Source organism: Shinella fusca (assembly GCF_014203155.1).
Taxonomy (GTDB): Bacteria; Pseudomonadota; Alphaproteobacteria; order Rhizobiales; family Rhizobiaceae; genus Shinella; species Shinella fusca.
This window is the reverse complement of the sequence record NZ_JACHIK010000014.1, coordinates 95,301-118,578: the sequence shown is the minus strand read 5'-3', so window position 1 is coordinate 118,578 and position 23,278 is coordinate 95,301. Positions and strand designations below refer to the sequence as shown.

The window sequence follows — 23,278 nt, the reverse complement described above, 5'->3', positions numbered from 1 at the left end:
AACCATTCGAAAACTCATGACAATCCTCAATGCAATCGCCCGATCCCAAACAGCCCTCTCTCAATGACTCCACGGTTGCTTGACCCGAGGATCCATGCGTCACGGCATGAGCGGAGTTTGTGGCATGGATCCTCGGGTCAAGCCCGAGGATGACGACCGAGAGGGAGCGGGGATGAGAGGAGAGGGAGCGGGGATGAGGAGAGGGCGCAGGATGCGGACCGGGCGGAGGGGAGGCGGTAGGGATATGGAGAGGAAGTAGGAAGACTGCAAAACGCTGCCGCCTTCGTCCGACCGCCCAAAACGAAAACGGGCCCTTCCGGGCCCGCATCTCATTCCGCGTTGGTGCCTGTCAGCGCATCCGCCGGCGTTCGGCGGAGGGCTGGTAGGCGAGGCGCTGGTGGTAGGTGCAGTAGGGCGAGTTGTCCGGGGACTCGTTGCCGCAGAAGTGGAAGTCGTCGTTGAGCGGATCGCCGATCGGCCACTTGCAGGTGCGCTCGGTGAGCTGCGTCAGCTCCAGCCGGCGCGACATCGGCACGACCACGCCGTTGTTGCCGTTGGCCGGAACGGGAAGCTGCTCGCTGCGGATCTCGAAGCCGGCGTCGGCGTCTTCCTTGGCGATACCCGTATCGGCGGGCCGGACGGCGGCGCGGGCGGCGACCGGACGGGCCTGGAAGGCCGAGGGGCGGGGCGTTGCCGCTGCCGGGCGCTTCGGGCGGGCGGCGCTCGGCGTGCCGCCGGCCTTGGCGCGGCCCGGCAGGTTCAGCCGGTGCACCTTGCCGATGACCGCGTTGCGGCTGACGCCGCCGAGTTGGGCGGCGATCTGGCTCGCGCTCAGGCCTTCGCTCCAGAGCTTCTTGAGTTTCTCGACCCGCTCGTCTGTCCAGTTCATGCTTTTCGTCTCCGCTCGGCGTTCGTGATGCGGGAATCCCTCGTCGCGTCCCGGACGGGTCCGGGACCTGAACGCCTTCAACTCTTTGGTGACTAGTTCCGCCGCATGCAGTCTAGTAATTGGTCTTTAACCTAGAGACCGGGGGACTCCGTGACAAGAGTCGCGGGAATCGGCGCGAATCGATTTCGAGGTTTTCCCCAACTTGCTGGTCGGGTGTGACTCGATAGCGACACCTCCCGATGCGCCGCGAATCCTCACCTTGCGGGAGGTTCAGCGCCGTTAGAGGCCGCGATTTTGTTGACAGGCCCGGGCGAAATGCGGATAGTGCCCGCATGCCGCCGAAAGGCGGCTTTTGATTTTTCCGGTATCCGGAAAAGTCAAGCCTAGGACCCGTTTTCCGCATCTCTTTTCGAAGGAACCGCGCCATGGCCGATGCCGCGCCGCTCTATGAAACCTATCTGCGTGCACCGCTCCGGTTCACGCGCGGGGAGGGCGTCTGGCTGTTCGACGAGAAGGGAGAGCGATATCTCGATTTCGCCGCCGGCGTCGCCGTCACCTCGCTCGGCCATGCCCATCCCCATCTCGTCGCCGCGCTGAAAGACCAGGCCGACAAGGTCTGGCACCTGTCGAACCTCTACGAGGTGCCCGGCCAGGAAAGCCTCGGCCGCCGCCTGACGGAGGCCACCTTCGCCGACAAGGTGTTCTTCACCAATTCCGGCGCCGAGGCGCTGGAATGCGCGATCAAGACGGCGCGGCGCTACCATTTCGCCAAGGGCCATCCCGGCAAGTTCCACATCATCACCTTCGACGGCGCCTTCCACGGCCGCACCATCGCCACCATCGCGGCCGGCGGGCAGGAGAAGTATATCGAGGGTTTCGGTCCCAAGGCGCCCGGCTTCCTCAAGGTCCCCTTCGGCGACATCGCCGCCGTCAAGGACGCGATCACCGAGGAGACGGCGGCCATCCTCATCGAGCCGGTGCAGGGCGAGGGCGGCATCCGCCCCGTGCCCAAGGAATTCCTGCAGGAGCTGCGCGGCCTCTGCGACGAATACGGCCTCCTGCTGATCCTCGACGAGGTGCAGTCCGGCGTCGGCCGCACCGGCCGCCTCTTCGCCCATGAATGGTCGGGCGTCACGCCGGATATCATGGCGGTCGCCAAGGGCATCGGCGGCGGCTTCCCCATGGGCGCCTGCCTTGCCACGGGCGAGGCGGCCTCCGGCATGGTCGCCGGCACGCACGGCTCCACCTATGGCGGCAATCCGCTCGCCATGGCCGTCGGCAACGCCGTGCTGGACGTGGTGCTGGAAGAAGGCTTCCTTGAGCATGTGCGCGACGTCGCCCTCGTCTTCCGCCAGGGCCTTGCGGCCTTGAAGGACCGCTTCCCCGAGATCATCGAGGACGTGCGCGGCGAGGGCCTGATGCTCGGCATCAAGTCGAAGGTCCCCGTTGCCGAGCTCCTTGCCGCCGTGCGCGCGGAAAAGCTCCTCGGCGTGCCGGCCGGCGACAACGTGCTGCGTCTCCTGCCGCCGCTCACCGTGACGGCGGAGGAAGCGCGCGAAGGCCTCGCACGCATCGAGCGCGCCGCCGAAAAGCTGACGGCGGCAAAGGCCGCCTGACCGGGCACCGGAACAGACAGGACATATCATGGCAAAGCATTTTCTCGACCTTTCCGCCGTTTCGGAAAGCGATCTCCGCGTCATCATGGACGATGCGCACAAGCGCAAGGCCGCCAACAAGGCCGGCACGGAAGAAAAGCCCCTCGCCGGCAAGATGCTCGCGATGATCTTCGAGAAGCCCTCCACCCGCACGCGTGTTTCCTTCGACGTCGGCATGCGCCAGCTCGGCGGCGAGACGCTGTTCCTGTCGGGCACGGAAATGCAGCTCGGCCGCGCCGAGACGATCGGCGACACGGCCAAGGTCCTCTCGCGCTATGTCGATGCCATCATGATCCGCACGACCGATCATTCGCGCCTGCTGGAGCTTGCCGAGCACGCCACCGTGCCGGTCATCAACGCGCTGACGGACCTCACGCATCCCTGCCAGATCATGGCCGACATCATGACCTTCGAGGAGCATCGCGGCTCCACCAAGGGCAAGACCTTCGCCTGGACGGGCGACGGCAACAACGTGCTGCATTCATTCGTCGAGGGTTCCGCCCGCTTCGGCTACACGATGAAGATGGCCGTGCCGATGGGCTCGGAGCCCGACGACAGGATTCTCAACTGGGCGCGCGACAACGGCGGCAACATCCTGCTCGGCCACGATGCCGATACGGTGGTCGACGGCGTCGACCTCGTCGTCACCGACACCTGGGTCTCGATGAACCAGGAGCACCGCGCGCGCGGCCACAACATCTTCCAGCCCTACCAGGTCAACAAGCAGCTCATGGCGCGCGCCGACAAGGATGCGCTCTTCATGCACTGCCTGCCGGCCCATCGCGGCGAGGAGGTGACGGACGAGGTGATCGACGGCCCGCAGTCCGTGGTCTTCGACGAGGCGGAAAACCGCCTGCACGCGCAGAAGTCGATCCTCGCCTGGTGCTTCGGCGCCGTCTGACGGGGCATCTTGAAAAGCTGAAAGCCGCACCCGATCTAGGGGCATCGCAAGGCGCCGGAAGGCGCCGTCTCTGGCGCATGCCCGCCCGGTATGAAATGATCGGCGTCGGGAGCGCGAAATCACGGTTAGACGCTGTCGTGCGCGGCAGGCCCCGGGCCCGGCCGCCGCCGCGGCGTGCAAGGAGCAGGATGATGATGGCGGAAAATGCCCTGAAACTCGGCGAACCCGGCTTTGCCGGCGACGACCATGTGCTGCCGTTCCAGGTGGAAGGCCTCGACGTGCGCGGGCGCGCCGTGCAGCTCGGCCCCATGCTCGACGGCATCCTCGGCCGGCACGATTACCCGGCGCCCGTCGCGCGGCTGCTTGCGGAAGCCATCACGCTCACCGTCCTCCTCGGCACCTCGCTGAAGTTCGAGGGCAAGCTGATCGTGCAGACCAAGGGCGACGGCCCGGTCGACCTGCTGGTCGCCGATTTCTCGGCGCCCGAGGACGTACGCGCCTATGCCCGCTTCGACGAGGAGGCGCTGAAGGCCGCCGTCGCCGCCGGCAAGGCCGAGCCGCACGAGCTTCTCGGCAGCGGCGTCCTCGCCTTCACCATCGACCAGGGCCCGCACACCCAGCGCTACCAGGGCATCGTGCCGCTCGACGGCCATACGCTGGAGGAGATCGCCGGCGTCTATTTCCGCCAGTCGGAGCAGATCCCGACCAAGGTGCGCCTCGCCGCCGCCGAGCTCTACGACCGCGACGAGGCCGGCAAGGCGCGCCATCGCTGGCGGGCCGGCGGCATCGTCGCGCAGTTCCTGCCGCAGTCTCCCGAGCGCATGCGCCAGGCCGACCTTCCGGGCGGCGACGGCGATGAGGCCGGCCACAGGATCGCCGACGACGACAACTGGGCGGAAGCCAAAGCCATGGTCGAGACGATCGACATGGACGAGCTGACGGACCCGAATGTCGGCACCGAACGGCTGCTGTTCCGCCTCTTCCACGAGCGGGGCGTGCGCGTCTACCAGCCGCAGCAGGTCTTCGACCGCTGCTCCTGCTCGCGCGAAAAGCTGAAGGGCGTCCTCTCCGGCCTCAGCCCCGAGGAGATCACGGAGACGGCGGACGAGAAGGGCGAGATCGCGATCACCTGCGAATTCTGCTCGACGACCTACCGCTTCGAGGCGGCGGAAGTCCTGCCGCAGTAGGTCAATGCGTGCGGAGGGGAAACCCCTCCCTAAATCCCTCCCCACAAGGGGGAGGGACTTAACGCGCGGCATGCTCGGCGTTCAAAAATCAAGGGAAAAGCGTGCTGCCAGCCTTTCTCCCCCCTTGTGGGGGAGATGCCGGCAGGCAGAGAGGGCCTTTACGCCGGCTCTCTCAGTTCAGAACCCGCACCTGCCCCGGCGTATCCAGCGAGAAGGCGGGAATGGCGACGTCGAAGGCTTCGCCGTTCTCCGCCTCCATCCGGTAGCGCCCGAACATGATGCCCGAGGGCGTTTCGAGCGGGCAGCCGGAGGAATATTCGTAGGTATCGCCCGGGCGAAGCACCGGCTGCTCGCCGATGACGCCCGGCCCGTTGACCTCGTCGACCTGGCCGTTCTGGTCCGTGATGTTCCAGTAGCGCGTCACCAGCCGCACGGCGATGTCCGAATGGTTCGCGATGACGACCCGGTATCCCCAGACATAGCGGCTGTCGTCCGGGTCGGACTGATCGGCCAGGTAGTAGGGCTCTACGGTTACTTCGATGTCGCGGGTCAGCGCACGATACATGGGCAAGCCTTGAACTGATTATATTCCGCTATTCTACAGGAATGTGGCGCCGTCAAGAATATGCAAAGAAGGCATCGGCCGCCCGGCCGATGCCTTCTTGTCGTTTACCTTAATGGCGCCGGCTCAGGCCTTGATCTTCGAAAGCGCCCGGGCGAAGTCCTCGATAAGGTCCTCGCTGTCCTCGATGCCGGCCGAAAAGCGCAGCGTGCCGGAAGAAAGGCCGAGCTCGGCGCGCGCCTCGTCCGTCAGGTTCTTGTGCGTCGTGGTGCTCGGATGGGTGATGAGGCTTTTCGCGTCGCCGAGATTGTTGGAGATCTTCACGACCTCCAGCGCATCCTGCAGCGCGAAGGCCGCGTCCTTGCCGCCCTTCAGCTCGAAGCAGACGAGCGTGGAGCCGCCGGTCATCTGCTTGGCGATGATATCGGCCTGCGGATGGTCCTTGCGGCCGGGATAGATCACCTGGGCGACCTCATTCTGCTCGGCGAGGAAGTCGGCGAGGCGGCTTGCATTCTCCGTCTGCTGCTTGACGCGCAGCGGCAGCGTCTCGATGCCCTTCAGCAGCGTCCAGGCGTTGAAGGGCGACATGGCCGGGCCCGTATGGCGGAAGTAGTCGTGCAGGTGCTCGTCGATCCACGCCTTGTCGGAGAGGACGACGCCGCCGAGGCAGCGGCCCTGGCCGTCGATATGCTTGGTGGCCGAGTAGACGACGACATGGGCGCCGAGGTCCAGCGGCTTCTGGAAGAGGGGGGTCGCGAAGACGTTGTCGACGACGAGCTTGGCGCCGACCTGGTTGGCGAGCTTGGCGACGCCCGCGATGTCGATCACTTCCAGCGTCGGGTTGGTCGGGCTTTCCAGGAAGAAGACCTTGGTGTTCTTGCGGATCGCCTTTTCCCAGTTGGCAAGGTCGCGGCCGTCCACCAGCGTGCATTCGATGCCGTATTTCGGCGCCAGCGTCTCGACCACCCAGCGGCAGGAGCCGAAGAGCGCGCGGGCGGCGACGATATGGTCGCCGGCCTTCAACTGGCAGAGGATGGCGGCGGAGACGGCGGCCATGCCGGAAGCGGTGGCGCGCGCATCCTCGGCGCCTTCCAGAAGGCACATGCGCTTTTCGAACATGTCGTTGGTCGGGCTGGCGTAGCGGGCATAGATGAAGCCGTCCGTCTCGCCCTTGAAACGGGCTTCGGCCGCCGCCGAGCTGTCATAGACGAAGCCCTGCGTGAGGAAGATCGCCTCGGCGGTTTCGCCGTGCTGGGAGCGGGTGGTGCCGCCGTGAACGAGTTGGGTTGCCGGACGCCAGGACTTGCTCATGTGATCGTCGCCTTCAAACAAAAAAACCGGCCGCGTAAGCAGGCCGGTTCGATACCCGGCCTTTTTAGCTATTTGTTTTACGTGGCTGCAAGCCGGCCGGCCAAATCACCACGGGATAACCTTGCTCTTACTGCGCGCCCGCGCTTGCGTCAATTGCCCGCATTTGGTTTTGTGCGGGGCCATTCATACGGGAAACGGTAGGGTCATGGCTTCTGCGGCGCGCAGCACGGGCATTCTGGCGGATCACGCCATTCGCGGCTTGTTTACGGCCGGCCGGCTGAAAAGCGAGGCTGCGCTGGATGCCGACCAGATCCAGCCGGCAAGCCTCGACCTGCGTCTCGGCGCGAAGGCTTTTCGCGTGCGCGCCAGCTTCCTGCCGGGCCCCTCCCATCTCGTTGCCGACAAGCTCGACCGGCTGAAGCTGCACGTCGTCGACCTTGCCGAGGGCGCGGTGCTGGAGACGGGCTGCGTCTATATCGTGCCGCTGATGGAAAGCCTCGACCTGCCGGCCGAGCTTGCCGCCTCGGCCAACCCGAAGAGCTCCACCGGCCGTCTCGACATCTTCACCCGCGTCATCACCGACCGCGCGCAGGAATTCGACAAGATCCCGGCCGGCTATTGCGGCCCGCTCTATCTGGAAATATCCCCGCGCACCTTCCCCATCGTCGTGCGCCGCGGCTCGCGCCTCTCGCAGATCCGCTTCCGCAAGGGCAATGCGCTGCTCGGCGAAAGCGAACTGGTTGCGCTCCATGCCTCCGACACGCTGGTTGCCAGCGAAACGCCGAACGTCTCGGGCGGCGGCATCGCGCTCTCCATCGACCTCAAGGGCACCGGCCCGGACGGCCTCATCGGCTATCGCGGCAAGCATCACACCTCGGTCGTCGACGTCGACCGCAAGAACCAGCACGACATCTTCGATTTCTGGGAGCCGCTGTTCAGCCGCGGCCGCAACGAACTGATCCTCGACCCGGATGAATTCTACATCCTCGTCTCGCGCGAGGCCGTGCATGTGCCGCCGCTCTATGCGGCCGAGATGACGCCCTTCGACCCGCTCGTCGGCGAATTCCGCGTCCACTACGCCGGCTTCTTCGACCCCGGCTTCGGCCATGCGCCGGCCGGCGGCTCCGGCAGCCGCGCGGTGCTGGAAGTGCGCAGCCATGAAGTGCCCTTCATCCTCGAGCACGGCCAGATCGTCGGCCGCCTCGTCTACGAGCATATGCTGGGCGCGCCCGAAGGCCTCTACGGCTCCGGCCTCGGCTCCAACTACCAGGCGCAGGGCCTCAAGCTCTCCAAGCACTTCCGCGCCGGCTGAGACCGGGCGCTCTGCGCTTTACAATAAAATTAAACGTTTTTATTGTGCGCGAACGAGGAACTGCGCCGCTTTCGGCGCAAGGACGGGCTTTCAATGCCGAGACCGACGATCAAGACCATCGCGCAGGAAACGGGCCTTTCGATCGCCACCGTGTCGAAGGCGCTGAACGACAGTCCGCAGGTGCGGCCGGAAACGCGCGCCATCGTCGTCGCCGCCGCCGCGCGCGTCGGCTACCAGCTCAACATGCATGGCGTGCAGCTTCGCACCGGCAAGACATACCAAGTCGCCGCCATCATGACCGCGCCCGGCCCGAGGCAGAACGAATGGGAAGGCGTGGAATATGCCCAGCTCCTCAGCGGCATCTCCTGGGCGCTGGAGGAGAGCCCCTACCGCGTCTCCCTCTATGCCGTGCGCAACTTCGAGGAGAGCCTTGCAACGATCCGCCAGATCGTTTCCCTGAAGAAGGCCGACGGCATCATCGTTTCCGGCACGCGGGCGGACGATCCGCGCGTGCGCATCATGCAGGAGGCGGATTTTCCCTTCGTCACCTACGGCACGACGATCCGCAACGCCCCGCACGCCTATGTCGATGCCGACAACGAGCAGATGATCCGCCACTCGGTCGCCCGCCTTGCCGGGCGCGGCCATCGCCGCATCGCGCTCGTCAATCCTATGGCGGACCTCAGCTATTCCCTGACCCGGCTCGATGCCTATCGCGCGGCTCTGGAGGCGGCCGGCCTTCCCTTCGACCCGGCGCTCGTCGCGCACGGCCACCTGACGCCGGCCTTCGGGCGCGAGTGCGTCCTCTCCATGTCCGCCCTGCCAAGCCCGCCGACCGCCTATATCTGCGCCAACGAAGCCTCCGCGCTCGGCGCTTTCTCCGGCTTCCACGCCCGCGGCCTCGTCCACGGCCGCGACGCGGTGATCAATGCCACCGACGACCTCAACGTCAGCCAGTACTTCGCCCCGCCGATCACCACCTATTTCCTGCCGATCCACGAGCCGAGCGAACTCCTCGGCCGCTACATCCTGCGCCGCATGGAGGGCGAGGCCCCCGAAGCGCTCCAGACGCTGATCATGCCCAAGCTGATCGAACGCTCCGACGACCGCCTCGCTTGACACGCCTCGCGAACTGTTGAATGAGTGCGGCCTCGGCGCTGCCCTGCGGGTATGATGTAATGGTAGCCTGTCAGCTTCCCAAGCTGAACGCGCGGGTTCGATTCCCGCTACCCGCTCCAGCCGCCGCCTTCCTTTTTTGCTGTTCCTTCCGGTGCTGCCCGCCTGCGCCGTCCCTTTCGCTTATGTGGTGCAATGCAAAATAAAAACGTTTATATTTTTTCTTGAAAACGTTTTTATTCCTTGTTACCGTTTTCGTGAGGATGGGGCGGCGCCTGCGCGGCCCCAAGGATTTGTCGGGCGTTCGCCGGAGGGGCGGCGCCGACGGTTGAGGAGGAAGAGATGAAGAAATTCGCAGCAACGCTTGCGCTGGCCGTCTTCGCGGCCGGTGGTGTCCACGCCGCCGACCTCGGCGGCAAGCTCCTGAAGGTCGGGTCCGACACGACCTCGCCGCCGATGGAGAGCGTCGATCCGGCAAGCGGCCAGATCGTCGGCTTCGACGTCGACGTGGTGAACGCGATCTGCGCGAAGATCAACTGCCAGGCCGAGTTCGTGACGACCGGCTGGGACGGCATCTTCGCCGCGCTCGACCAGGGCAGCTTCGACCTCGTGGCCTCGGGCGTGTCGATCACCGACGAGCGCAAGAAGGCGATGGATTTCTCCGATCCCTATATCGTCAACAGCCAGGCCGTGCTGACGCGCGCCGAAGACCAGGGCATCACGCTCGACACGTTCAAGGCCGAAGGCCGCAAGCTCTCCGCCCAGGCCAACACGACGGACGCGCAGGTCGCCGAAGGCGTTGTCGGCAAGGAGAACGTCGTCGCCTATGACACGTTCAGCGCCGCCATCATCGCGCTCAAGAACAAGGACGTCGACGGCGTCGTGATCAACGGCGCAAACGCCGCCGCCTACGAGCGCGAATTCGCCGGCGAGCTGGTCGCCTCCATCAAGGACCTCGAATCCGACCCGATCGGCCTCGTCTTCCGCAAGGGCGACGAGAACGTCGCCGCCTTCAACGAGGGCCTGAAGGCGATCAAGGACGACGGCACGCTCGACCAGCTCGTCGCCAAGTACTGGGGCCTCAAGTAGGATGCCCCCGCCGGGAGCGCCCTGACGCTCCCGGCCGTCTTCCCCGATCGCGCAGCCGGAGGCCGCCGCAATGTCGTTCGTCAGAAGCGTGAGGCCCAGCAACCTGGTGATCCTCGCCGCGCTGCCCTTCATCGTCTACCTGTTCGCCTCCTCGAGCGATTACCAGCGCTCGCTGCGCGCCATCCTCGGCATCGAGCCGGGCTCGGGGGCCTTGGTTCCGGGCTTCCTGCTGCTCGCCGTCGCCTTTTCCGCGGGCTTTGCGGTCCTTGTGCTCTCGCGCGGCAAGGCGGCGCGCCCGCGCCTGACGCTCGCCGCCGGCCTTGCCGGCGTGCTGGCGACGGCCGCGATCCTTGCCGGCGATCTCGTCCATCCCTTCATCGCCTCGGTCGTCGCGAACGGGGTCGATCCGTTCAAGTCCACGCTCGTCGTCAAGGGCGTCACGCCGCGCCAGTTGACGGAGGCTGCCGACCTCATGGTGCGCGGCGTCGAAGCCTGGCTCTGGCCGGCCTATGCCGTGCTGCTTCTCGCCGGCCTCGGCCTGCTCTTTTCCGGCAGCCGTGCGCCGGTGCCGGCCGAAAGCCGCGCCCTTAGGGCCGGCCGCTGGCTCCTCGGCCTCGTCAACGGCGCAGGCCTTGCCTTCGTCTTCCTCTTTGCCCATCTCGCCTTCGCCTCGGGCCTTGCGACGACGATCCGCGCGGCGGTCGCCGCCTATCTGCTGGCCGCGGTGCTCGGCCTCCTCTGGGTGGGGCTCCTGAAGCTGCGCTATGCGCGGCAGACGCTCGTTCTCTTCGCGGCCATGACGGTGATGCTTGCGGCCGTCTCGGCCTGGTTCCTGCTCCAGCCGCGCGACGCCTATGTGCTTGCCGGCACGCTGGAGGGCAAGGTCGGCATCGTCACCGGCACGCCGTCCGGCCTGATCAGCGCCGTGCGCTTCGGCCAGTACGAGGGCGGGCCGGAGAACGAGACGCCGGTGCGCACCTTCGTCACGCCGGACCTTGCCATCGAGGCGATCGGCAAAAAGGAGGACGTCAGCGGCGCGCTGCTGCCGGCCGCCGCCGTTCCCGCCGGCTGGCCGCGCCTCTGGCAGGTCGAGGCCTTGAACGACCGCGACCGGGCGGGCGGCATCACCTTCGCCGTCATCGCCATCGTCGTCGGCCTCCTCACCTTCGGCGGCTTCCTGCATCGCCGCCATCCGCTCTCCGTCGGCTCGGAATTCGTCGTCGACACGATCCGCGGCATCCCCATGCTCGTCATCGTGCTCTATGTCGGCCTGCCGCTCTCCGGCGCGCTGAAGGACGCGACGGCCGGTGTCTTCGACCCGCCGAACCTGATGCGCGGCATCGTCGCCATGGCGCTCGCCTATTCGGCCTATCTCGCGGAAATCTTCCGTTCGGGCATCAATGCCATCCCGGCCGGCCAGATCGAGGCGGCCGGCAGCCTCGGGCTCAACCGCTGGCAGACGGCGCGGCTCGTCATCCTGCCGCAGGCCTTCCGCATCGTCATCCCGCCGCTCGGCAACGAGCTGATCGCGATCCTGAAGGACACCTCGCTGCTCTCCATCCTGTCGATCCGCGACATCACCCAGCGCATGCGCGAGTTCCAGTCGGCGAGCTTCCTGCCGTTCGCGCCCTACAATTCGGCGGCGATCCTCTACATCCTGCTGACACTTGCCGCCGCAAGCCTCATCAGCCTCATCGAGAAGAAATATGACGTCAAGCATCGCTGAGCGGGCAAAGGGCACGGTGCTCGTCACCGGCGCGTCGCGCGGTCTCGGCCGGGCGCTGGCCGACCTCTATGCGGCGGACGGCTTCCGCGTCATCGCCTGCACGCGGCAGGGGCAGGGCGAACCGCTCGACGTTGCGGATGCCGCTTCCATCGCCGCCCTCGGCGAACGGCTGAAGGGCGTGCCGGTCGATATCGTCGTCAACAATGCGGCGATCCGCGGCGACACGGGCGGGCTCGCCTCGCTGTCGCCGGACGATTTTCTCGATGTGATGCGCGTCAACGCGCTCGCCCCGCTGCTCCTTGCCCGGGCATTGCGGGAAAACCTTCTTGCCGGCGCGCGTAGGGTGCTGGCCAATATAAGCAGCCGCGCCGGCTCGCTGGCGGAAGGCACGCTGGACGACGATGACGGCGACTATGCCTACCGCTGCTCCAAGGCGGCGTTGAACATGGCGACGGTCAAGCTGGCGCAGGATTTTCGCCGCGACGGCATTACGGTCCTCTCGCTGCATCCCGGCTGGGTGCGCACCGATATGGGCGGTGAGGAAGCGGCCGTGGACGTTACGGAGAGCGCGGCGGGCCTCAAGGCGCTGATCGACAGGGCGACGCTGGCGGACACCGGGAGCTTCCGCTCCTACGACGGCCGAACGATAGCATGGTAAGGGAGCAGACGATGAGCGGAGCATCCGGACGGCAGGACGAGATGGCGGCGATCGGGTCGCTGCTCGCCGAGCGCTACGGCATTGCCGGTACGATAACGCCGCTGCCCGGCGAGCACGACCTCAACTACCGGGTCGAGGCGGCGGACGGCACGCGCTACCTGTTGAAGCTCCATGCGCCGGGCGATGCGGACGAGCTCGCCATGCAGGTCGCCGTGCTCGATCACCTTGCGAAGGCCGCGCCGGATCTGCCGGTCTCACGGGCGCTGCCGGACCGGAGCGGCGCGCAGAGCGCCCCCGCGGAAATCCGCGGCCCGCGCACCGCGCGCCTCCTCACCTGGCTGCCGGGCGACGTCTGGTCGCGCTCCTCCGTCCGGGGGCCGGCGAGCGTGGAAACGCTTGGCCGCCTGCTCGGCCAGCTCGACCGCAGCCTCGAAGGCTTTGCCCATGCCGGCGCGCGGCGCCTCTATGCCTGGGATATCGGCCGGGCCGGCATGCATCTGGAAAACCTCCGCTTCATCGAGGATGCGGAGAAGCAGGCGGCCGTCCGCGCCATCCTTGAGCGCTTCACCGCCGAGGTGCTGTCGCGCCTCGAAGCCTGCCCGCGCCAGGTCATCCACAACGACGCCAACGACTACAACGTATTGCTCGATGCCAGCGGGCGCGTCAGCGGCCTGCTCGATTTCGGCGACATGGTCGAGACCTTCCGTGTGGTGGAGATCGCCGTCGCCGGCGCCTATGCGCTGATCGGCACGCCCGATCCGGTCGAGACCATCGCCCGCCTTGCCGCCGCCTATCACGCGGCCAACCCCATCAGCGAAGCGGAAGCGGGCCTCGTCTTCGATCTCGTGCGCACGCGCTATGCCGTCAGCATGTGCATGGCAGCGCGGCAGATTCGCGACAATCCGGAGAACACCTACCTGCTGGTGAGCCAGGAGGACGTCTGGCGCGAGCTTCAGCGCCTGCAGGCGGAGAACCCGGCGCTCGCCGTCGCCCGCATCCGCGATGCCTGCGGCTTCGCCCCGGTGCCGCAGGCCGCGCGCATCGAGCGCTGGCTGGAGCGCAACGCCCACGATTTTTCGCCTGTCATCCGCCCGCAGACAGCAAGGCCGAAGGTGCTGGCCCTCGATCTTACCGCATCGGGACCCGACGCGGCCGCCTGGGCCTCGCTCGATGCGGACGGCGCCGAACGGCTGATCGAGGCGCGCGTGGCGGAAGCCGGCGCCGATTTCGCCATCGGCCTCTACGGCGAGGACCGCGCCGTCTACAAGGGCGATGCCTTCGACATGCCCGGCGCGCGCCGCACCGTGCATCTCGGCGTCGATCTCTTCGCCCCGGCCGGCGAGCCGGTGCATGCGCCCTTCGCCGGCAAGGTCGCCTTCATCCATGACGACGCGGTCGCCTGCGGCTTCGGCCCGACGGTCCTCCTCGAACATCGCACCGACACGGGCGATGTCTTCTGGACGCTCTATGGGCATCTCTCCCGCCGGGGCGTCCAGAAGCTCTCCATCGGCCAGAAGGTCGCCAGGGGCGAGGCTTTCGCCGCCTTCGGCGCGGCCGAAGAGAACGGCAACTGGTCGCCGCACCTGCATTTCCAGGTCGTTACCGATCATCTCGGCCTCGAAGGCCGCATGCACGGCGTCGGCGTGCGCGATCACTGGCAGGTCTGGCGTGCGGTGAGCCCGGATCCGAGCGTCGTCTTCGGCTTCGATATGCCCGCCTCCGTCACCGTCGCGCGCGACAAGGATTTCCTCGTGCGCGAGCGCCATCGCCGCATCGGCCGCTCGCTTTCCATCGCCTATTCGGCAGAGCCGCTGAAGATCGTCGGGGGAGAAGGGACCTATCTCATCGACGACGAGGGCAACCGCTGGCTCGACATGGTCAACAATGTCTGCCACGTCGGCCATTGCCACCCGCGCGTCGTGAAGGCCGCGCAGGCGCAGATGGGAAAACTCAACACCAATTCGCGCTACCTGCACGATACGCTGGTGGAATATTCCCGCCGCCTCGCCGCGCTTTTTCCCGATCCGCTCAATGTCTGCTTCTTCGTCAATTCGGGCAGCGAGGCGAACGATCTGGCGATCCGGCTCGCGCGCGCCTATACCGGCAACCGCGATATCGTCACGGTCGACCATGCCTATCACGGGCACCTGTCGAGCCTCATCGACGTCAGCCCCTACAAGTTCGCCGGCAGGGGCGGCGAGGGGCGGCCGGCGCATGTGCGCGTCGCCGAGATGCCGGACCTCTATCGCGGCCGTTTCCGCTACGGCGATGCCGATGCAGGCCGGAACTATGCCGAGGATGTGCGCCGTCAGGTCGAGGCGCTTGCCGCGGAGGGCCGCCGCCCGGCGCTGTTCTTCAGCGAGGGCATCCTCGGCACCGGTGGCCAGCTCACCCTGCCGGAGAACTATTTGAAGGAAGCCTATGCCCATGTCCGGGCCGCCGGCGGCCTCTGCCTTGCCGACGAGGTGCAGGTCGGCTTCGGCCGCGTCGGCTCCCACATGTGGGCGCATGAGATACAGGGCGTCGTGCCGGACATCGTCACGCTCGGCAAGCCCATCGGCAACGGCCATCCGATGGCCGCGGTCGTCACGACCGAGGCCGTCGCCGCGGCCTTCGCCAACGGAATGGAATATTTCAACACCTTCGGCGGCAATCCCGTCTCCGCCGAGATCGGCCTTGCCGTGCTCGACGTCATCCGCGACGAGCGGCTGATGCATCATTGCAAGGTGACCGGCGACCGGCTGATGGCGGGCGCCCGCGCACTCGCGACACGTCACGAGATCATCGGCGACGTGCGCGGCCACGGCCTCTTCAACGGCATCGAGCTGGTGCGCGACCGGGCAACGCTGGAGCCGGCGGCGGAAGAACTGGATTTCGTCATCGTCGAGATGAAGCGGAAGCACCGCATCCTGCTTTCCAGCGAAGGCCCGCACCACAACGTGCTGAAGGTGAAGCCCCCGGCGCCCTTCGGCGCGGCGGAATGCGACCGCTTCCTCGCCGCCCTCGACGAAACGCTGGCGGCGCTGCCCCGCCGATGACAAGGATGACGGCGCTCGGAAATCCGGGCACCGGGAATGACAAGGACAGTAAAGTGCATAAGCCGCTCGACCACCAGAACCGCTTCGCCGCCGGCCGCAGGGAGGCCGGCCTGCTGGAGCTCGGCGTCTGCTACTATCCGGAACAGTGGCCGCGCGAGAAATGGGACGAGGACGCTCGCCGCATGGTGGAGCTCGGCCTTGCCTGGGTGCGCATCGGCGAGTTCGCCTGGTCGCACATCGAGCCGCAAGCCGGTGTCTTCCGGTGGGAATGGATGGACGAGGCGATTGGCGTGCTCGGCCGCGCCGGCCTCAAGGTCATCCTCGGCACGCCGACGGCCGCCCCGCCGAAATGGCTGGTCGACCGCTATCCCGATATCCTGCCCGTCGATGCGCGCGGCATTACCCGCAAGTTCGGCGCCCGCCGGCACTATTGCTTCTCCAGCCGCCGCTACCGCATCGAGGCCGCCCGCATCACCGAGGCCATGGTGCGCCGCTACGGCGAGAACCCCTTCGTGCACGCCTGGCAGACGGACAACGAATACGGCGACCACGACACGATCCACAGCTATTCCGACGAGGCGAAGCTGGCCTTCCGCGAATGGCTCGCCGCCCGCTACGGCTCGATCGAGGAGTTGAACCGCGCCTGGGGTACGACTTTCTGGAGCATGCACTACAACGGCTTCGAGGAGGTGGACCTGCCGAACAACCTCGTCGAGGAGCCGACGCCCACCCATCTCGTCGATTACTACCGCTTCTCCTCCGATCAGGTGAAGAGCTTCAACAAGGCGCAGGCCGATCTCATCCGCCGCCATTCGCCCGGCCGGCCGGTCACGCACAACTTCATGTCCCAGAACACCGACTTCGACCACTACAAGGTCGGCGAGGACATCGACATCGCCTCCTGGGACGTCTACCCGATGGGCGGCCTCATCAACGGCCGCCTCAGCGAGGAGGAGAAGGCGCGCTATCTGCGCGTCGGCGATCCCGACCAGGTCGCCTTCAACCACGATCTCTACCGCGCCGTCGGGCGCGGCCGGGTCTGGGTGATGGAGCAGCAGCCGGGGCCGGTCAACTGGGCCGCCCACAACCAGTCGCCCGCCGACGGCATGGTGCGGCTGTGGACGTGGCTTGCCTATGCCCACGGCGCCGACATGGTCTCCTATTTCCGCTGGCGGCAGGCGCCTTTCGCGCAGGAGCAGTTCCATGCGGGCCTGTTGTTGCCGAACGGCGAGGCCGACCAGGGCTATCTGGAGGTCGCGCAGGTTGCCGCGGAAATGGCGCGCCTTCCGGCCGGCGAGGTGCGGGAAAAGGCTCCGGTCGCCATTCTCCTCGACTACGAGTCGCGCTTTGCCACCCGCGCCCTGCCGCAGGGCCGCGGCTATGCCGCCTCCGCCATCGCGCTCGACTGGTACTGCGCCATCGCCCGCCTCGGCGTGGACGTCGATTTCATCGGCCAGCATTCCGATCTTTCCGGCTACCGGCTGGTGGTCGCGCCCGACCTCGTCATTCCCGACATGGATTTCCTTGCCCGACTGAAGGCGTCGGGCGCAAAAGCCCTGTTCGGCCCGCGCAGCGGCAGCAAGACGCGGGACATGCACATTCCCGCCGACCTGCCGCCCGGCCCGCTCGCCGATCTTATCGACTTCCGCGTGACGCGCGTGGAATCCCTGCCGGAGTTCCACAGCGAGCCCGTGCTTTACGGCAATACGAGCCATCCGGTGACCGGCTGGCGCGAGCTCATCCGCACGACGGAGACGGTGCTGGCGACCTTCGAGGGCGCGCACCGGCCCGGCTCGCCTGCGGTGATCGGCAACGACAGGGCGCGCTACGTCGCCACGCTGCCGCGCGGCGAATTCCTGACGAGGCTGATGGGCGATACGCTCGGCTGGGCGGGCGTCGCGAGCCTCCCCGACCTCGGAGACCTTCGCCTTGCCCGCCGCGGCCGCCTGCGCTTCGCCTTCAATTATGCGGGCGTGCCCGCCGCCGTGCCCGCCTCCGCCTCGGCGGAATTCCTCGTCGGCGGCCGCACGATCGGTCCGGCCGACGTCGCTATCTGGATGGAAGACGAGGGCTGACGGCAGCTCAGCCCGCCGCCGCCGCCGGCTCGCCCGGCACCTTCGACTGTGCGGGACGATGGCTCGTCTTGTTCCAGGAGAAGGGGTTGCTGCGCAGCTCGATCACCGCGCGCCATGCCGCCTTGGAGACGAGCAGCCAGTAGACCGGCGTCCACATCCAGCGCCGGCCGATCGCCGCCCGTTCCTGCGGTGTCATGCCGGCGCGGCCAAGGGCGACGAAGGCAGCATAGCTGCCGAAGATGTTGACGATGTCGAGGACGAACAGGGTCAATTCGAGCCTGCCCAGATGGTATGCCCCCTGGAAGAAGAGCTGCCAGCTGATCAGCCCGACATAGGCGAGGATCAGCGGGTGGGCGAGCGAGGAGAGGATGAGCCCGCCGATCAGGACCTGGAAGACGATGCTGGGGCCGAGCCCCATTTCCCGGACGAGCCGCACGGGCCGGCGCATCAGCACGAGCCAGGTTTGCAGCCAGCCCTTGAACCATCGCGTGCGCTGGCCCGTCCAGGCGCGGGCCTCGGTCGGCGCTTCCTCGTAGGTCGGGCGGCTGATCGTGCCGCAGCGATAGCCCTGCCGGTAGAGGCGCAGGCCGAGATCGGCATCCTCGGTGACGTTGTAGGGGTCCCAGCCGCCCACCTCCTGCAGGATGCGGGTGCGGAAATGATTCGACGTGCCGCCGAGCGGCATCGGCATGCGCGCGGCGGCAAGGCGCGGCAGGAGCACGCGGAAGAGGCCGGCATATTCCATGGCGAAAAGGGCGCTGAGCCGGCTTTCCTGCCCGTTGGTGACGATGAGCGGCGCCTGGAGGCAGGCGATGTCCGCCGGCCCGGCCTCGAAGCTGCGCCAGGCCTCCTCCAGTTGCATCGGATCGACCCGGTCCTCCGCATCGTAGATCACGAGATAGTCGCCGCACGCCGCGCCGAGCGCATAGGTGAGGGCCTTCGGCTTGGTGCGCGGATGCCCCGGCGGAACCTCGACGATCTCGTATTGCCGGCCGAGCCGCATGGCCGAAAGCGCATCGAGCGTCTCGCTGTCGTCGGCCTCGCAGATCAGCTTGATGTCGAGGCGTGTGGCCGGCCATTCGAGCCGGTTCAGCGTCTCGATGAGCTGCGGGACGACCGCCGCCTCGCGGTAGAGGGCGACGAAAACGGAATAGACCGGCCGCCGGGCGGCGGGAAGGGCAGGCCGCGTGTTCTTTTTCCTCCGCTTCATGGCGAGAAGGGCGATGAAGCGTATGAAGACGGTCGCGAAGAAGAACACGGTCAGCACGATATGGAGCAGGAGGATCGCGGCCGTCGGGTTCAGCACCGCGAAGACGAGAGCCAGCGTCAGCATCGTGCCGGTGTAGAAACCCTGCCGGCCCCACAGGGTGATGCGGGCGCTCGCCTCCGGCACGGCGCCGAAGAGCTGGTCGACGCTCTCGCGCAGCCGGCGGTCGCGGCCGGCCTGCCAGAGGGCGGTGCGCATGGCCGACGGCGTGGTCACGGCCATCTTCATCCGCAGGAGGGGCGAACGGAGACGGTCGCTGAGATAGTCCAGCCGCTTCGCGCTGGGTATGATGGCGATGATCGGCTGGCGGAAGGGATGACGGATGCGGACGGCGGTCGGCTCCACCAGTTGCACGTCGGCCCCCACCATATCCTCGACCTCATCGGGATCGAGCCGCTTGAGGAAGGGCAGGTGGAGGATCTCCGCCAGCGCCTCGTAGTAGATGTCCTCCGCCAGCGCGCCGCTCGCCAGCAATTCCGCCTCCAGCGTCGTGCCGTTGCGGTTCGCCCGCACCAGCATCCGCGCGATGAGGGTCTTGGAAAGGCCGAGCCGGCGGAAGAGGCGGGCTTCGGCCATGAAGCGCGGCGGCACGGGCTGCTCATCGGGCGAGGGCGCGAACGGTCCCGGCAGGATGCCGATTGCTGTGGCGAAAGCGATGTCGTCAGGATATTCTGCCAGCCGCATGCCGTCATCGCGGCACGTCATCGGCCACGCCCCTCTTAAACCCCAAGTTGATGTTAATGCGGCAGAGCAGAATTTCATCCCTTAAATCATACGGGCTTTTTGCGCTTTGCCTGCTGATGGCGGCGGCAAGGCCGATGCCCGGCGCCGCGCAGGACCGCACGCCAGTCGACCTGCCGATCCTCTTCGATACGCGCGAGCGCATCGCGCGGCCGGACCTTTCCGGCATCGTGCGCCTGCGCTTCCTGACGACGGTGGATTTCCCGCCATTCAACTTCATCGACCAGACCGGCAAGCTCGCCGGCTTCCACGTCGATCTGGTGCGCGAGATCTGCCGCGAGCTCCAGTTGACGGAAAAGTGCCAGATCCAGGCGGTGACCTTCCCCGAGCTGGAGAAGGCGCTTACCGACGGCAATGGCGAGGCGGTCGCCGCCGGCGTCGCCGTCACGGCGGACCTGCGCCAGCGGTTCGCCTTCTCACGCCCCTTCATGCGCCTGCCCGCGCGCTTTGCCGTGGCAAAGAAGACACCGCCCGCCGGCGAGACGGCAGCCGCGCTCGACGGCCGCAAGGTCGGGGTCGTCGCGGCAAGCGTGCACGAGGCGATGCTGAAGGCGTTCTTCCCGCGCATCCGGGCGGAAGCCTTTCCGGATCGTGCGGCGCTGCTATCGGCCCTGAAGGACGGCAAGGTGGAGGCCGTCTTCGGCGACGGCATGCAGCTCGCCTTCTGGATGAGCGGCACGGATTCGGCCGGCTGCTGCCGCCTGTTCGACGGCCCCTACCTTTCCGAGCAGTTCCTCGGCGAGGGCATGACGATCATGGTCCGCAAGGAGGATGCGGGGCTGGCGGGGGCCATCGACCATGCGCTGCTGGCGCTCTCGCGCAACGGACGCCTGCAGGAGATCTACCTGCGTTATTTCCCGGTCAATCTCTATGGCGGCTGATGTAGGTAAGCATTGGCTTACTGGCTTGCCCAGATGATGCGGGCGATCCAGTCGATCTCGTCCATCTCGAAATTGCGGTTCGGATGCTCCGGATTGAGCGAGACGAGCTCGATGGTGCGCGGGCTCTGGCGGTGCAGCACCTTGGCCATCACCTCGCCTTCGCGGGTCTTGACGACGACGCGGTCGCCGCGGCGCACCTGCGCGCCCGGTTCGACGATCAGCACGTCGCCGTCGCGGTAGAGCGGCAGCATGCTGTCGCCCTGCACCTCGAGCGCGTAGACGCCGGGCTTGCGGTCGGGCGAGGCGGGAAACTCCACCACGTCCCAGCCCTGTCCGGCCGGAAAGCCGCCGTCGTCGAAGAAGCCGCCGGCACCCGCCTGGGCAAAGCCGAGCAGAGGAATGCTGCCGGCCTGCGGGGGAAAGGCGCCCTGCGGCAGGCCGCCGTAGCGGGCGGGATCGGCCAGCATGAGGAACTCGTCGATGGAGGCGCCCGTCGCGTCGAGCACCTTGGCGATGGATTCCGTCGAGGGCCAGCGCTGGCGCCCGTCGACCGCCTGCCGCTTGGACTTGTTGAAGGATGTCGGGTCGAGCCCGGCGCGGCGGGCAAGGCCGGACGGAGAGAGCCGGTTGCGCTCGGCGAGGGCGTCGATCGCCGCCCAGATCCGGTCGTGGGAGAACATGCTGCGAAACCCTGCCAAGGCACGGGGCCGGCCTGTGCCGGCCCGATCGATCGGGAGCATATCCAAGGACGCCGGCCGAGTAAAGGAAAAAGGATTATTTTCCTGTCTCGTTCGGCAAGGCGGTTTCCGCCGCCCGCCGGCGGGCCACGACGCTTTCGCGCCAGATGGTGAAGATGCCGGCGCCGACGACGATGACCGAGCCGGCGACGGTGTTGGGGCTCAGCGTCTCGCCGAAGACGGAAACGCCGATGATCGCCGCCAGCACGATCTGGAGATAGGTGAGCGGCTGCACGGCCGCCGCGTCGAGCAGGTCGTAGGCGCGGATGAGAAAATAGTGGCTAGACATGCCGGTGATGCAGAGCAGCCCCATCCAGAGCCAGTCGGTGGGCGAAAGGTTGGTCCAGAAGAACGGGCCGACCAGCGATATGGCGGCGGCCCCCGCGACGCCGAGATAGAAGAAGCTCGTGGAGGCCGCGTCGTTGCGGCTGACGAGGCGGGTGGCGATGACGTAGAGCGCGAACATCAGCGCGGAAAGAAGCGGCAGGAGGACGCTCGCATCGAACGCGCTGCCGCCCGGATTGACGACGATCAGCACGCCACAGAGGCCGACGCCGATCGCCGTCCACCGCCGCCAGCCGACCCGCTCGCCGAGGAGAGGCATGGACAGCAGCGCCACGAAGATCGGCCCCGAGGAAAGGATCGCCTGGGAATGGGCAAGGCCCACCGTGGTGAAGGCCGTGATGGTCACGACGATCTGGAAGGCGAGCAGCGCGCCGCGCAGGACCTGCAGGACCGGATGCCGCGTGGCCGCCGCCGCCCTCAGCCCGCCCGGCCCGCGTGCGCCGAGCGCGATGGCGAAGGCCCCGAAGGCCCAGAAGCGCAGCATGGCGATGAAGACAGGCGGATAGGCGCTGCCGAGATGCTTCGAGATCGCATCCTGCACGCTGAAGATCACGATCGCGAGGAGGGTGAAGACATAGCCGAGTCGTTTGGGGTCCATGGCCCCGCGCATATACCCGTCCGGTGCGGCTTGCACGCCCAAACTTTTGAGGGTTTCCGGATATTTCGGGGAGCTGCCGAAGGGGTATAGGAAAAATTTCCTTCATGTCTTCCCCCCGCGAATTCTGCCACTTTCGCGCAGACCGGCGGCGCGCTATCAAGATGTGGCGCGGCTCGTCCGTGCGCTCCGAGGTCCTCCCGTGCACAAGACAGTCTCCTCCGGCATTCTGCTGACGTCCTTCGCCTATTTCATGTTTTCCCTGCAGGACGCGTCGGTCAAATGGCTCGTCGTCGGCCTGCCCGTCTGGCAAATCCTCTTCATGCGCAGCGTGACGATGTTCGCGCTCTGCGCCGTCTTCGGCGGCCGGCCGCTCATGCGGGCCGCACGGCACTCGCCGGTGCTGAAACCCCTTCTTCTGCGCAATCTCCTGCTGCTGGCCGCCTGGCTCTCCTACTACAACGCGGCGCGCGACCTCGGCCTTGCCGAGCTGACGACGCTCTACTACGCCTCGCCCGTGGTCATGACGATCCTGTCGGGGCCGATCCTCGGGGAGAAGGTGCCGGGCTACCGCTGGTTCGCGGTCGCCACCGGCTTTGCCGGCGTGGTCGTCGCCTGCGGGGTGGCGGTCAGGGGGCTGACGCTGTCGCTGCCGATCTACCTTGCCTTGCAGGCCGCCGTCTTCTGGGCGGTGGCGAGCGTCCTCCTGCGCAAGACGGCGCTGCACGAGCGCACGCAGGTGCAGGTGACGATCTCCAGCGGCTTCTTTATCCTCTTCACCGCGGTCGCCCTGCCTTTCGTCTGGCAGCCGGTCTCGGCGGTCGACCTCGTGCTGATGGTGGGAACCGGCATCATCGCCGGCATCGGCCAGTTCGCCATGTTCGAGGGCATGCGCCGCGCGCCGGTCTCCGTGCTCGCGCCGTTCGAATATACCTCGCTCGTCTGGGCCTTCGCGCTCGGCTACCTGATCTGGAGCGACGTGCCGGGCTCCAACGTCTTCGTCGGCGCCGTGCTGATCTTTTCCGCCGGCATGATCATCGTCGCCATGGAGCGGTTCGGAAGGCGCGCGCGGGTGCATGGCTGAGTTCGCGCGGAAGGCCGAGACCGACCAAAAGAAGTCCGGGGTTCGCCGCACAGGCCGGTTGCATACCGGCCGGAGCGCGATATTGTCGCCCTCTGTAAAGCGGCTTTGA

18 protein-coding genes, 1 tRNA gene and 1 riboswitch are annotated in these 23,278 nt (G+C 67.0%); of the genes, 13 read left to right on the top strand and 6 right to left on the bottom strand.

Features of this window, described 5'->3' with window-relative positions:
- Positions 1–349: 349 nt before the first annotated feature.
- A complete protein-coding gene (locus HNQ66_RS18100) occupies positions 350–889 on the bottom strand; it encodes a GcrA family cell cycle regulator (RefSeq protein ID WP_184145568.1) in 540 nt (179 codons plus the stop codon).
- A gap of 425 nt (positions 890–1,314) precedes the next feature.
- On the opposite strand from HNQ66_RS18100, the gene HNQ66_RS18095 reads away from it, so the two are divergent.
- From HNQ66_RS18095 to HNQ66_RS18085, 3 genes are all read left to right on the top strand, one after another.
- Positions 1,315–2,505: an aspartate aminotransferase family protein gene (locus HNQ66_RS18095; RefSeq protein WP_184145567.1), complete on the top strand. Its 1,191-nt coding sequence runs from the start codon at positions 1,315–1,317 to the stop codon at positions 2,503–2,505.
- A gap of 28 nt (positions 2,506–2,533) precedes the next feature.
- Positions 2,534–3,445, top strand: a complete 912-nt coding sequence (gene argF / locus HNQ66_RS18090; RefSeq protein ID WP_184145566.1) for an ornithine carbamoyltransferase — start codon at positions 2,534–2,536, stop codon at positions 3,443–3,445.
- 194 nt (positions 3,446–3,639) lie between these two features.
- The gene (locus HNQ66_RS18085; RefSeq protein WP_184145565.1) at positions 3,640–4,632 is read left to right on the top strand and encodes an Hsp33 family molecular chaperone; all 993 of its coding nucleotides are present in this window, start codon (positions 3,640–3,642) and stop codon (positions 4,630–4,632) included.
- Positions 4,633–4,804: 172 nt separating this feature from the next.
- On the opposite strand, the gene apaG is transcribed toward HNQ66_RS18085, so the two are convergent.
- A complete protein-coding gene (gene apaG, locus HNQ66_RS18080) occupies positions 4,805–5,197 on the bottom strand; it encodes a Co2+/Mg2+ efflux protein ApaG (protein ID WP_184145564.1) in 393 nt (130 codons plus the stop codon).
- A gap of 123 nt (positions 5,198–5,320) precedes the next feature.
- Complete coding sequence (locus HNQ66_RS18075) at positions 5,321–6,505, bottom strand: O-succinylhomoserine sulfhydrylase (protein WP_184145563.1); 1,185 nt, start codon at positions 6,503–6,505, stop codon at positions 5,321–5,323.
- A gap of 43 nt (positions 6,506–6,548) precedes the next feature.
- A riboswitch (SAM riboswitch) is annotated at positions 6,549–6,627 on the bottom strand.
- 83 nt (positions 6,628–6,710) lie between these two features.
- Between HNQ66_RS18075 and HNQ66_RS18070 the strand changes: the two genes are divergently transcribed.
- From HNQ66_RS18070 to HNQ66_RS18035, 8 genes are all read left to right on the top strand, one after another.
- Complete coding sequence (locus HNQ66_RS18070; RefSeq protein ID WP_184145562.1) at positions 6,711–7,817, top strand: 2'-deoxycytidine 5'-triphosphate deaminase; 1,107 nt, start codon at positions 6,711–6,713, stop codon at positions 7,815–7,817.
- A 93-nt stretch (positions 7,818–7,910) separates the two neighbouring features.
- Positions 7,911–8,936: a LacI family transcriptional regulator gene (locus tag HNQ66_RS18065; protein WP_184145561.1), complete on the top strand. Its 1,026-nt coding sequence runs from the start codon at positions 7,911–7,913 to the stop codon at positions 8,934–8,936.
- A 45-nt stretch (positions 8,937–8,981) separates the two neighbouring features.
- Positions 8,982–9,055 (top strand) — tRNA-Gly (locus HNQ66_RS18060).
- 220 nt (positions 9,056–9,275) lie between these two features.
- Positions 9,276–10,022: a transporter substrate-binding domain-containing protein gene (locus HNQ66_RS18055; RefSeq protein ID WP_184145560.1), complete on the top strand. Its 747-nt coding sequence runs from the start codon at positions 9,276–9,278 to the stop codon at positions 10,020–10,022.
- Positions 10,023–10,092: 70 nt separating this feature from the next.
- Positions 10,093–11,748 carry an amino acid ABC transporter permease gene (locus HNQ66_RS18050; RefSeq protein ID WP_184145559.1) on the top strand — a complete coding sequence of 552 codons (1,656 nt, stop codon included), beginning with the start codon at positions 10,093–10,095 and terminating at the stop codon, positions 11,746–11,748.
- 16 nt (positions 11,749–11,764) lie between these two features.
- Positions 11,765–12,406, top strand: a complete 642-nt coding sequence (locus tag HNQ66_RS18045) for an SDR family NAD(P)-dependent oxidoreductase (RefSeq protein ID WP_184145578.1) — start codon at positions 11,765–11,767, stop codon at positions 12,404–12,406.
- Positions 12,407–12,417: 11 nt separating this feature from the next.
- Positions 12,418–15,444, top strand: coding sequence for an aminotransferase class III-fold pyridoxal phosphate-dependent enzyme (locus tag HNQ66_RS18040; protein ID WP_184145558.1), 3,027 nt, complete (start codon positions 12,418–12,420; stop codon positions 15,442–15,444).
- Positions 15,445–15,497: 53 nt separating this feature from the next.
- On the top strand, positions 15,498–17,519 hold the full coding sequence (locus HNQ66_RS18035; protein WP_380780264.1) for a beta-galactosidase: 2,022 nt from the start codon (positions 15,498–15,500) through the stop codon (positions 17,517–17,519).
- A 7-nt stretch (positions 17,520–17,526) separates the two neighbouring features.
- Here HNQ66_RS18035 and HNQ66_RS18030 read toward each other — a convergent pair whose 3' ends face one another.
- A complete protein-coding gene (locus HNQ66_RS18030) occupies positions 17,527–19,491 on the bottom strand; it encodes a glycosyltransferase family 2 protein (protein ID WP_246434343.1) in 1,965 nt (654 codons plus the stop codon).
- Positions 19,492–19,526: 35 nt separating this feature from the next.
- Here HNQ66_RS18030 and HNQ66_RS18025 point away from each other — a divergent pair, with 35 nt between their 5' ends.
- Positions 19,527–20,408, top strand: a complete 882-nt coding sequence (locus HNQ66_RS18025) for a transporter substrate-binding domain-containing protein (RefSeq protein ID WP_184145556.1) — start codon at positions 19,527–19,529, stop codon at positions 20,406–20,408.
- Between the two features lie 17 nt (positions 20,409–20,425).
- Here HNQ66_RS18025 and HNQ66_RS18020 read toward each other — a convergent pair whose 3' ends face one another.
- Both HNQ66_RS18020 and HNQ66_RS18015 read right to left on the bottom strand, forming a co-directional pair.
- On the bottom strand, positions 20,426–21,088 hold the full coding sequence (locus HNQ66_RS18020) for a S24 family peptidase (protein ID WP_184145555.1): 663 nt from the start codon (positions 21,086–21,088) through the stop codon (positions 20,426–20,428).
- A 94-nt stretch (positions 21,089–21,182) separates the two neighbouring features.
- A complete protein-coding gene (locus tag HNQ66_RS18015) occupies positions 21,183–22,088 on the bottom strand; it encodes a DMT family transporter (RefSeq protein ID WP_184145554.1) in 906 nt (301 codons plus the stop codon).
- A 199-nt stretch (positions 22,089–22,287) separates the two neighbouring features.
- Here HNQ66_RS18015 and HNQ66_RS18010 point away from each other — a divergent pair, with 199 nt between their 5' ends.
- The gene (locus tag HNQ66_RS18010; protein ID WP_184145553.1) at positions 22,288–23,169 is read left to right on the top strand and encodes an EamA family transporter; all 882 of its coding nucleotides are present in this window, start codon (positions 22,288–22,290) and stop codon (positions 23,167–23,169) included.
- Positions 23,170–23,278: the final 109 nt, after the last annotated feature.